We start from the raw sequence: 10,690 nt of genomic DNA on the forward strand, positions 1-10,690 counted from the left end.
GTCACGCGCCGATTGCGCAATTCCAGCGGCAATTCCACCCGCGCCGGCCCGCCCTCAACCGGCACCCGGGCCGTGAGGTTGAGGACGGTGCGCAAGGGGCCGACCATATTGGGTGCGATCATCCCGGCCGCGACCATGGCCGCCACCATCTTGCGCGTCTCGGCATCATCATCAATGCCTTCAAAAAGATGGCCCATCCAGTCCGGCACCGATGCGCCGCACATGGCCGAAAATTTCACCACCTGGGCAAAATTGGTCACCGGCAGGATGCCCGGCACGATTGGCACGGTGATGCCAGCCTTGTGACAGCGCTCGATGAAACGCAGATAGATGTCGGTATCAAAGAAATACTGGGTGATGGCGCGGGTGGCGCCGGCATCAATCTTGCGCTTGAGAAAATCGAGATCCGCCTCGGGCGAGAGCGCTGTCGGGTGGGTCTCGGGATAGGCGCCCACCGTGACATCGAAATCGGCCACGCCGCGCAGGCCGCGGACCAAATCCTCAGCCTGGGCATAGCCGCCCGGATGCGGTTCATATTGCGCTGCCCCCACCGGCGGGTCGCCACGCAGGGCCACGATGTGGCGCACCCCAGCCGCCCAGTATTCGCGGGCCACCTCATGCACTTCCTCACGCGTCGCGCCCACCGTGGTGAGATGGGCGGCGGGCGTGAGGCTCGTTTCGGCCACGATGCGCGATACGGTGGCATGGGTGCGGCTGCGGGTGGTGCCGCCCGCGCCATAGGTCACGCTGACAAAACGCGGCGCGAGCGGCTCCAACCGGCGGATGCATTCCCACAGATTGGCCTCCATGGTGGCGCTTTTCGGCGGGAAAAACTCGAAGCTGAGCTTGGGCGGCGCCATATCGCGCGGCGCCGGAAGCGCGGGAATGCGCGGCCCGGTGAGCCAGCGCTCCAAAGTGCCGTGGCGGATGGTGTCGTGGCTTGCCTGATCCATGGCCCGCAAATGGCCCACAAGACAGGTTCACGCAAGGGTTGCGCCGTTGCAAGCCGCAACGCAGGTAACTGTTCCCGAAGCCCATGCGTTACGCTAGAACATCCGCGTTCGTCATGCGCGAACGCCGCCTCGAACCCGAAAGCTGAACCGAGCCTCATGCAGCGCCCTCTGCCCGCGATCTATTTGTGCGCAATCGCAGCACTGGTCGGGCTGCTGGCCGGCTGCGCCACGCCGCCCCCAGCCTCGGACCCCGAGGCCCTGGCAGAGTACCGCGCCACCAATGACCCAGCAGAACCCTTCAACCGCGCGATGTTCGATGTTCATCAGGCGATCGACGGCGCCATCCTTAGGCCTCTGAACGGCGCTTATCGCTGGCTGCCCGCACCCGTGCGCCATAGCGTCAGCAGCGTTCTGAACAACCTGCGCACCCCCGTGGTGCTGCTCAATGACATGTTGCAGGGCGAACCCGTGCGGGCGGGCGACACGCTGGGCCGCTTCGTCATCAACACCACGCTGGGCTTGGGTGGCATATTCGACGTGGCGGAAAGCCGTTTCGGCGTGCCCGTGCATTATGAGGATTTCGGCCAGACATTGGCCACCTTTGGCGTGGCAGAGGGGCCCTTTCTGTTCCTGCCCATTCTAGGCCCGAGCAACCTGCGTGACCTGGCGGGCCTGGGTGTGGACACCGCCGCCCAACCACTCACCTGGTTCGGCCAGGGCCTGGCTGTGGACCTGCTTGCTGGTGTGCGCGGTGGCGCTTCGATGCTGGATACCCGCGATTATTACTTCGATTTCATCGATGATATAAACCGGACATCGCTCGACCCCTATGCCGCCATGCGCAATGCCCGCCGCCAGGCCCGCGCCGCCGCCATTGCCAATCGCGACGCCGTGGGCCATCAACCGCCTTCCCGTTGAGGAGGGTTGATGTTGCTACTGAACCGCCGCGATTTCGCCGTGCTCGGCCTGGGGCTGCTCTGCACGTCGCCTTCGCAGGCCCAGATGGACACTGCGCGCGCCGCAGGCTTCATCCAGGCCGCAGGTGATGAGCTGGTGGCTGCGATCAATAATCCGGGGCTGAGCCCCGCCGCACGGCAGGAGCGCGTAGCCTCCATCCTACGCCGCAGCGTGGATATTGAGACGGTGGGCCGCTTCGTGCTCGGCCGCTTCTGGCGCATCGCAACCCCGGCGGAGCAGCAGGATTATCTGCGCCTCTTCGAGGCCAGCCTGATCCGCAACCTCGCCGGCCGCTTTGGCGAATACCAGGGCGTGCGCTTCGCACTCGGCCGCACCCAATCGCGCACCGAGGATGATGCGCTGGTCAGCACAGTCGTCACTCGCCCCAACTCCAACCCCTTCAATCTGGATTGGCGGGTGGCGGAAAGCGGCGGCCAACCCAAGATTGTCGATCTCATCGCCGAGGGCACCTCGCTGCGCCTCACCCAGCGCAGCGAATATGCCTCCGTCATCCAGCGCGGCGGTGGCCAGGTGGCAGCGCTGCTCACCGCCATGCGCGCGCAGGCGGCGCGGTAGCAGGCGACTGAAAAACGCGGGTGGCGAGGAAAAGAGCGGAAAGGCTTTGCCGCTCGATCTCATCTGCCCCCGAGAGTCCTGGTCCCGCCTCCCGGCTTCAATAACCGGCCGAAAAATCCACCAAATTGATCAGCGCCCGCCCCTGGCGCAACCGGTGGATATTCTCCACCACCTGCGGTGCGGCGCTGCGCGGAATCGTGATGGAGGAGGCATGCGGCCAGACCAGCACCTTCTCATGCCCCCAGAAGCGATGTTCCGCCGGCAGCGGCTCAGGCTCAAACACATCCAGCGCCGCACCGGCAATATGCCCGCTATCGAGCGCCGCCAGCAGGTCATCGGCCACCATATGGCCACCGCGGCCGGAATTGATCACAAAACTGCCCGGCGGCAGCAGCGCCAGCGTCTCGCGATTGATAATGCCCCGGGTCTGTGGGGTGAGCGGCAGCAGGCAGACCAGGATATCGGTCTGCCCCAGCATCGCGCGCAGCCCCTCGGCCCCGGCAAAGCAGGTCACGCCCTCTATTTGCCGCGGCTGACGGGTCCAGCCCAGCACCGGAAAGCCCACCACGCGCAGCAACCCCGCCGCATGGGTGCCCAATTGCCCCAGGCCCAGAATACCCACCCGCCGCTGCGCGGTGTCGGGTGCGGGCAATTCGCGCCAGAGGCGCTGGGCTTGCTGGGCGCGATATTCGGCGTCCTGGCGATGGAAGCGCAGCACATTCAGCAGCACCCATTCGCCCATGGCGGTGGTCAGCCGGTCATCCTTCAGCCGCGCCACCGGCACGCCGGGCGGCGGCCCGGGGGCGCGCAGCAAATGATCCACCCCCGCCCCCATCGAGACCAGGAGCTTGAGATTGGGGTAGCGCCGCAGCTCCGCCATATCATGGCTGCTCCAGCACACCGCCACCTCAATCTCCGAGGGCTCGCCCGCATCGGGGAAAAGGCGAATATCGAGCGAGGGATCAACCGCCAGCATGGCGTCGCGCCATTCCGCCATGATCGCGGCTTTGGTGGAAAGAAGAATGGCCATCAGGGTGTTACCTCACTGCGCAGGCTGCGGACGAATTCGCGCCAATCATCCCGGCGGGTCGCAACCCGTTCGGCGCCATCGGGCAATTTGGCGTAAAGGGTGAGAATGCCGCGTGACCAGAGCAGCTGAAACTGCATCTCATTGTTAAGCACCAGCTCCGCCGTGCGGTGGAACACGCCATCCTTCACCTTGGGCTGCACCTTGGCCAACCACCACCAGCAGCCCAGGCCCAGCACCACCGCGCCGACATAGAAATGGATGAAGGCCGTGGCGCCAAAGCTGCTGAACAGGATGAGCGCCGCCGGCACCACATTCTCCCAGTAATCATAGACCGGGCTGCCCGGGCTGTTCATCTTGCGGATATGCACGCCCAGCCGCACCCGCTCGGCATTGAGCAGCGCGCGCAATTCGCCCAGTTCAGGGCTCTCAACGTCAGGATTCATGGAGAAAGGCCGCCCGCATCAGGGTTTTGGTATAGGGCTGTTCGGGATGGCGTGTCAGTGCCTCTGCCTCACCTTCCTCGACAATCACACCATCCTTCATCACCGCGATGCGATGCGCCATGGCGCGCACCACCCGCAGATCATGGCTGACGAAGAGATAGGCTAGGCCATGGCGCGCCTGCAGCCCGCGCAAAAGCTCCACCACCTGGGCCTGCACCGAGACATCCAGCGCCGAGGTCGGCTCATCGAGCACCAGCAGCCGCGGCTTGAGCACCAGGGCGCGGGCAATGGCGATGCGCTGGCGCTGGCCGCCGGAGAATTCATGCGGGTAGCGCGGCATCATCGCCGCCGAGAGGCCCACCTCAACCAACGCCTCGGCCACCCGCGCCTCGCGCGCGGCGGCGGAGAGGCCGGGCTCATGCACCGCCAGCCCCTCCCCCACAATGTCACCAGCCGACATGCGCGGCGAAAGACTGCCATAAGGGTCCTGAAAGACGATCTGCATCGCCGCGCGCAACGGCCGCAATTGCCCGCGCGACAGCCCCTGGATGGGTCGCCCATCCAGCAGAATCACCCCCTCGCTCGGCACCAGCCGCAGCAGCGCCATGCCCAGCGTGGTCTTGCCCGAGCCACTCTCGCCCACAATTCCCAGCGTCTCACCCGCACGCAGGCCCAGCCCCACCCCATCCACCGCGCGCACCCGAGACACCTCGCGCCGCAACAACCCGCGGCGAATGGGGAAATGCACCCGAAGGTCGCGCGCCTCCAGCACCGTGGCAGCATCCTGAGGCACCGGGGCCGGCCGGCCGGAGGGCTCGGTGGCGATGAGCATCCGGGTATAAGGGTGCTCCGGCGCGGCGAAGATGCGGCCCACCGGCCCCTGCTCCACCACCGCCCCATCCTTCATCACCACCACCCGGTCGGCATGGCGCTTCACAATCGCCAGATCATGGGTGATGAGCAGCAGCGCCATGTTCAGGCTGGATTTGAGTTCGGCCAGCAGGGCCAAAATCTGCGCCTGAATGGTGACGTCGAGCGCCGTTGTCGGCTCATCGGCAATCAGCAAAGCGGGGTTATTGGCCAAGGCGGCGGCAATCATCACCCGCTGGCGCTGCCCGCCCGAGAGTTCATGCGGAAAGGCACCCAGCCGGTCCTTCATCTGCGGCAGGCCGGCACGGGCCAAGGCCGCCACAACCTCGGCCTGCAGCGCCGGGCCCGAGAGGCTTCGATGCAGGGTGATCGCCTCCCCCACCTGGCGGCCAATGCTGTGCAGCGGGTTGAGCGAGGTCATCGGCTCCTGAAACACCATGCCCGCCACGCCACCGCGCAGCTTTTGCAGCGCCGCGGCATCGGCGCTCAGCACATCCGTCCCATCCAGGGTGATCCGCCCCTCAGGATTGCTGCCGCCACTCGCCAGCAGCCGCAGGCAGGAGAGTGCGGTGACCGACTTCCCGCTGCCCGATTCGCCCACCAGCGCCACAACCTCGCCGGGATCGACATGGAAAGAGACGCCCTGCACCACCCTCTTGCCGCGAAAGGCCACGGCGAGGTTCTCGACCGAGAGCAGGCTCATGCCGCACCTCCCGGCAATTTGCGCGGGTCAAAGGCGTCCCGCACCGCCTCGCCCACGAAGATCAGCAATGTCAGCACGCCGCCCAATACCACGAAGCCGGTGAAGGCCAGCCAAGGTGCTTGGAGATTATTCTTGCCCTGGCTGAGCAATTCCCCCAGCGAGGGCGAGCCTGGCGGCAGGCCAAACCCCAAAAAATCAAGCGAGGCCAGCACGGTCACCGAACCTGAGAGGGTGAAGGGCAGAAAGGTCAGCGTGGCCACCATCGCATTGGGCAGAATATGGCGGAACATCAGGCTGGCATCCCCCACCCCCAGCGCCCTCGCCGCGCGCACGTAATCGAGGTTCCGCCCGCGCAAAAACTCCGCCCGCACCACCCCGGTCAGCCCCATCCAGGAAAACAACAGCAAAAACCCCAGCAAGGTCCAAAAGCTGGGCTGGATGATGCTGGCCAGAATAATCAACAAAAACAGCTGCGGCATGCCCGACCAGATTTCGATGAAGCGCTGAAACAACAAATCCGTCAGCCCGCCATAAAACCCCTGCACCGCGCCGGCGGCGATGCCGATGAGGCTGGCTATGATGGTCAGCGTGAAGCCAAACAGCACCGAAATCCGAAACCCATACATCACCCGCGCCGCCACATCGCGCGCCTGGTCATCCGTGCCCAGCCAGTTCCTGGCCGATGGCGGCGCCGGGGCGGGCCGGCCGAGATTGCGCACCACGGTGGAATGGGCATAGCGAATGGGCGGCCAAATCGCCCAGCCGCGTTCGGCAATGGCGCGCTCCATCTCAGGGTCATGCCAATCGGCATCGGTGGGCAGCCCATCGGGCACCACATCGCTCTCGGCATAATCCACCAGCACCGGCACCAGCCAGCGGCCATCCACATGCACCAGCAGCGGCCGGTCATTGGCGATAAATTCGGCGAAAAGCGTCACCAGAAACAGCGCCGTGAACAGCCAAAAGGACCACCAGCCGCGCCGGTTGGCCTGGAAATTCGCCAATCGCCGGCGGGTGACAGGGCTCAGCGTCATGGCCCGCACAGCGTGAAGCGCAGCATCCGGCGCGGCAGTTCCGGCCAGGCCGCGCGCATCGCCTGCGCATCGGCGAAGGGTGCTGGGATATGCAGCGCCTCGGTCGCAACCTCCAGGGAGGGCGCATCAAACGGCCAAGGATCAATCCGCGCGGCAAAGGGCGCAATGCGGGTCAGCGTGCTCGCGCCCACCGAAAACCGCGCCTGCCCCCAGCACAGCGCCAGCGCGATGCTATCCACCATGCCCAGCTTTTGCGACAGCGGCGCCACCTCAGCCTCGACCATGCCCAGCCGGGCCATGATGGCCGCCCCCCTCTCCTGCTCCCGCGCCATATAGCCCTGCATGGCGGCAAGGCTGGCGGCGGCGGGCGCGATCCGACCACCCAGAATGCCCAGGCGATAAATATGGCTGCCATGGCGCATCACCAGCAGCCCCACAAGCTGGCCGAAATTGGCGAGCGCCATGGCCACGCCCTGCTCCCACATCGGCACATGCTCCTCACCGGAGAGCGCGTTGAAGGCCCGCGGCAGGCCGGTCGCCTTGTCGAATTCCGGCGCCATTTCCCAGGCCTGCCAGGGGCAATCATGCTCGATGGCCGCCGTCACCGCGGGCTCGAAAGGCTCGGGCCGCTCCGCCAGCCGGCGCATCAACTGGCCGGCAATGATGGCATGCGCCGGCTGCGGCGTGGCCAGCACCGAGCCATCGGGTTGCGGCCAGAGGATCATGCTGAGCCCTTACGGTTGCGCGGCACCGGCATCAATTCCGCCTCGCTTCGAAATCAATCCGCGGATCCACCAGCGTATAGGTGAAGTCAGAGACGATCTGCATCACCAGCCCCAGCAGGGTGAAGAAATACAGCGTGCCAAACATCAGCGGATAGTCCCGCCGGATCGCCGCCTCAAAGCCCAGCAGCCCCAACCCATCGAGCGAGAAGATAATCTCCACCAGCAGCGCCCCGGTGAAGAGAATGCCAATAAAGGCCGCCGGAAACCCCGCAATGATCAGCAGCATGGCATTGCGAAACACATGGCCATAAAGCACCCGCATCTCGCCCGCCCCCTTGGCGCGGGCGGTGAGCACATATTGCTTGCCGATCTCATCGAGGAAGGCGTTTTTGGTCAGCATGGTCAGCCCGGCAAAACCACCGATCACCAGCGTGATGGTGGGCAGCACCATATGCCAGGCATAATCCAGCACGCGGTCCCAAAAACCCCAGTTTTCGCTGCCCGCGCTGACCAAGCCGCGCAGCGGGAACCATTGCAAAAACGTGCCCCCGGCAAACAGCACCACCAGCATCACGGCGAAGAGAAAGCCCGGAATGGCATAACCCACCAGCACCGCCGCCGAAGACCAGACATCAAACCGGCTGCCATCGCGCACCGCCTTCATGATGCCCAGCGGTATCGAAATCAGATAGATGATCAGCGTTGACCAAAGCCCGAGCGAGATCGAGATCGGCATTTTCTGCAACACCAAATCCCAAACCGGCTGGTCACGGAACAGCGACCGGCCGAGATCGAATTGCACATAGCCGCGCAGCATCTCCCAAAACCGCACATGCGCCGGCTTGTCAAAGCCAAAGGCGCGCTCAATCTCGCGCACCACCGCCGGGTCCAGCCCACGGGCGCCGCGATAGCTGCTGCCCCCCTCGGCGCTGCCCTGGCTGCGGGGCGCGCGGGTCTCACCTTGGCCCTCGCCGGTGATGCGCCCCAGTGTCTGGCCCTCACCGCGCAACTCCGCCAGCGCCTGCTCCACCGGCCCGCCTGGTGCAAACTGCACCACGGCGAAGTTGATGGCGATGATGCCGAACAGTGTTGGGATCACCAGCAGCAGGCGGCGAAGAAGATAGACGCTCACAGGCTGCGGCGCGCTTCGGCCAAAGCCCTCTGCCGCGCGGGGTCCACCCACCAGGTGGTGGGAAAGCCCAGCCCATAGCGCGGGTTGCGCTCCGGCCGGCCAAACTTGTCCCAAAAGGCCAGTTGGAAGCTGCGGGTGTGCCAATTGGGAATGACAAAATGCTGCCACAGCAACACCCGGTCCATCGCCCGGGTGCGGACCACCAACTCCTCGCGATTGGGCGCCATGACGATCTGTTCGACCAATTGGTCAATCACCGGGTGGCAAATACCAGGGATGTTCTGGCTGCCATTCTCATTGACCTTGGCGCAGGAAAAATAGTCACGCTGCTCATTGCCGGGGGAGAGGCTCTGGCCCATCACATCCACCGTCATGTCGAAGTCGAAATTGTCCATCCGCACCTGATATTGCGCCGGGTCCACCGTGCGCACCGTGGCCTCGATGCCCAGGCGCTGCAGCCATTGCACAAAGGGCAGCGCCACGCGCTCAAAGCTGGGCGAACTCAACAAAATCTCAAAGCGGAAGGGTGCGCCCTGGGCATTCACCAGGCGCCGTTCGCGATTCACCGTCCAACCGGCGGCGCGCAGCAATTCCAGCGCTCGGCGCAGACCCTCGCGGTTATTGCCGCTGCCATCGGTCACCGGCAGGCGGAATTCCTGGGTGAACAGCGCCTCTGGCAATTGCCCACGAAAGGCTTGCAGGATCTCCAATTCGCGCCCGGTGGGCAGCCCGCTGCTGGCCAATTCGGAATTGGAGAAGAAACTCGTGGTCCGCGCATAGCTTCCATAGAACAAATTGGCGTTCATCCACTCGAAATCAAAGACATGGATGAGTGCCTCGCGCACCCGGCTATCCTGCAACAATGCCCTTCGGGCATTCATCGCGAAAGCCTGCATGCCGGTGGGGATTTCGTGGCGAATGGTGTCGCGGACCACCAACCCACGCCGCACCGCGGGAAAATCATAGCCCGTGGCCCAATCCCGCGCGACATTCTCGGTGCGGAAATCAATCTGCCCGGCCTTGAAGGCCTCAAAGGCCACCGTGCTGTCACGGAAATACTCATAGCGGATGGTATCGAAATTATTCTGTCCGCGCCGGGTGTTGAGATCCACCGCCCAGTAATTCGGCACCCGAGCATAGGTCAGGCCCCGCCCGCTTTCAAAACGCTCCAGCCGATAAGGGCCCGATCCCAGCGGGATATCCTGGCTCGGGCGGGAGAAATCGCGCCCCTCCCAAAAATGCTTGGGCAGCACCTGCATCTGGCCCAGGATCAGCGCCAGCTCGCGATTCTCATTGGTGGAGAAGCGAAACACCACGCGGCGCTCACCCTCAGCCACCACACTCGCCACATCGGCCCAATAGGCGCGGTAAAATGGCCGCCCCTGGCTGCGCAGCGTCTCGAAGGTCCAAACCACATCGGCCGCGGTGATCGCCCGGCCATCATGCCAACGCGCCGCCGGGTTGAGCTCAAAGGTCACCCCCAACCCATCGGCCGGCAATTCGATCCATTGCGCTAAATGGCCGTATTCGGTGCTGGCCTCATCGCTGCTGTCCTGCAGCAGGCTGTCATAAATATTGCCGATGCCCACCGCTGCGCTGCCGCGCAGGATGAAGGGGTTGAAGCTGTCAAAACTGCCCAGCGCCGTCAGCGCCACCTCACCACCCTTGGGGGCGGCGGGATTGACCCAGGGGAAATGCGAAAAACCCACCGGCAAGGCGGGCTCGCCCAGCAGCGACAAGGCGTGCAACCGCCGCGGCGCGGTTTGCGCCCCAGACTGGGCCAAAGCCGGCACCGCCAGGGCAAGGGGGGAGGCGAGTATGGATCGTCGCTGCATCGCCCCAAGGTGGCGTGCCGCCCCTGCCCTGACAACAGCCATCAGGCCACGAGCGCGCCGTAGAGCAAATTCTTGAACAGCATCCGGCTATGCACCCGGGTGGATGGCGCATTGGACATCATCAGCCCCACCACGCCCAGCTCATGGTCAATGGTGAAGCTGGTGCCCCAGGCCCCGGCCCACATCGCATCGCCCACCGAACCGGCGGTGAATGCCATCCCCTCCTGCCGGCGCACGGCAAAGCCCAGGCCCATGCCATAGCCCGGCCCGGTGCTGGCAAAGGTGGTGCCCTCCATACCCAGCGTATGGTCGCTCAGCATGAAGCGCACCGTGGCCGGCGAGAGAATGCGGTTGCCGTTGCCGGTGCCGCCATGGCTGATCATCTCGGCGAATTTCAGCCAATCCCCGGTGGTGCCGGCAAGGCCCGCGCCA

At 64.9% G+C, this 10,690-nt stretch carries 10 protein-coding genes and 1 pseudogene; 2 read left to right on the top strand and 9 right to left on the bottom strand.

Annotated features, from left to right (window positions below):
- On the bottom strand, positions 1-953 hold a 953-nt coding region (gene metF / locus ABWP84_RS16535), incomplete at its 3' end, for a methylenetetrahydrofolate reductase [NAD(P)H] (RefSeq protein ID WP_353213133.1).
- Between the two features lie 156 nt (positions 954-1,109).
- Here metF and ABWP84_RS16540 point away from each other — a divergent pair.
- A complete protein-coding gene (locus ABWP84_RS16540) occupies positions 1,110-1,871 on the top strand; it encodes an MlaA family lipoprotein (protein ID WP_353213134.1) in 762 nt (253 codons plus the stop codon).
- A gap of 9 nt (positions 1,872-1,880) precedes the next feature.
- Positions 1,881-2,486: an ABC transporter substrate-binding protein gene (locus ABWP84_RS16545; RefSeq protein ID WP_353213135.1), complete on the top strand. Its 606-nt coding sequence runs from the start codon at positions 1,881-1,883 to the stop codon at positions 2,484-2,486.
- A gap of 97 nt (positions 2,487-2,583) precedes the next feature.
- On the opposite strand, the gene ABWP84_RS16550 is transcribed toward ABWP84_RS16545, so the two are convergent.
- The 8 genes and pseudogenes from ABWP84_RS16550 to ABWP84_RS16585 form a co-directional block, all read right to left on the bottom strand.
- A complete protein-coding gene (locus ABWP84_RS16550) occupies positions 2,584-3,516 on the bottom strand; it encodes a glyoxylate/hydroxypyruvate reductase A (RefSeq protein ID WP_353213136.1) in 933 nt (310 codons plus the stop codon).
- A complete protein-coding gene (locus ABWP84_RS16555; protein WP_353213137.1) occupies positions 3,516-3,959 on the bottom strand; it encodes a hypothetical protein in 444 nt (147 codons plus the stop codon). The genes ABWP84_RS16550 and ABWP84_RS16555 overlap by 1 nt, the downstream gene beginning before the upstream one ends.
- Positions 3,949-5,532 (bottom strand): dipeptide ABC transporter ATP-binding protein, encoded by a 1,584-nt coding sequence (locus ABWP84_RS16560; protein WP_353213138.1) that lies wholly within the window; start codon positions 5,530-5,532, stop codon positions 3,949-3,951. The genes ABWP84_RS16555 and ABWP84_RS16560 overlap by 11 nt, the downstream gene beginning before the upstream one ends.
- Entirely contained in the window at positions 5,529-6,560 is a 1,032-nt protein-coding gene (locus ABWP84_RS16565) for an ABC transporter permease (protein ID WP_353213142.1), read from the bottom strand. Before ABWP84_RS16565 ends, ABWP84_RS16560 begins: the two co-directional genes overlap by 4 nt.
- Positions 6,561-6,562: 2 nt before the next feature.
- On the bottom strand, positions 6,563-7,291 hold the full coding sequence (locus ABWP84_RS16570) for a DUF3891 family protein (RefSeq protein WP_353213139.1): 729 nt from the start codon (positions 7,289-7,291) through the stop codon (positions 6,563-6,565).
- 31 nt (positions 7,292-7,322) lie between these two features.
- Positions 7,323-8,423, bottom strand: coding sequence for a microcin C ABC transporter permease YejB (locus ABWP84_RS16575; protein WP_353213140.1), 1,101 nt, complete (start codon positions 8,421-8,423; stop codon positions 7,323-7,325).
- Complete coding sequence (locus ABWP84_RS16580) at positions 8,420-10,258, bottom strand: extracellular solute-binding protein (RefSeq protein WP_353213141.1); 1,839 nt, start codon at positions 10,256-10,258, stop codon at positions 8,420-8,422. The genes ABWP84_RS16575 and ABWP84_RS16580 overlap by 4 nt, the downstream gene beginning before the upstream one ends.
- A gap of 41 nt (positions 10,259-10,299) precedes the next feature.
- Positions 10,300-10,690 (bottom strand): annotated as a pseudogene (locus ABWP84_RS16585) (serine hydrolase); the annotation flags it as partial.

This window comes from Rhodovarius sp. (genome assembly GCF_040399605.1).
GTDB classification, from domain to species: domain Bacteria; phylum Pseudomonadota; class Alphaproteobacteria; order Acetobacterales; family Acetobacteraceae; genus Rhodovarius; species Rhodovarius crocodyli_A.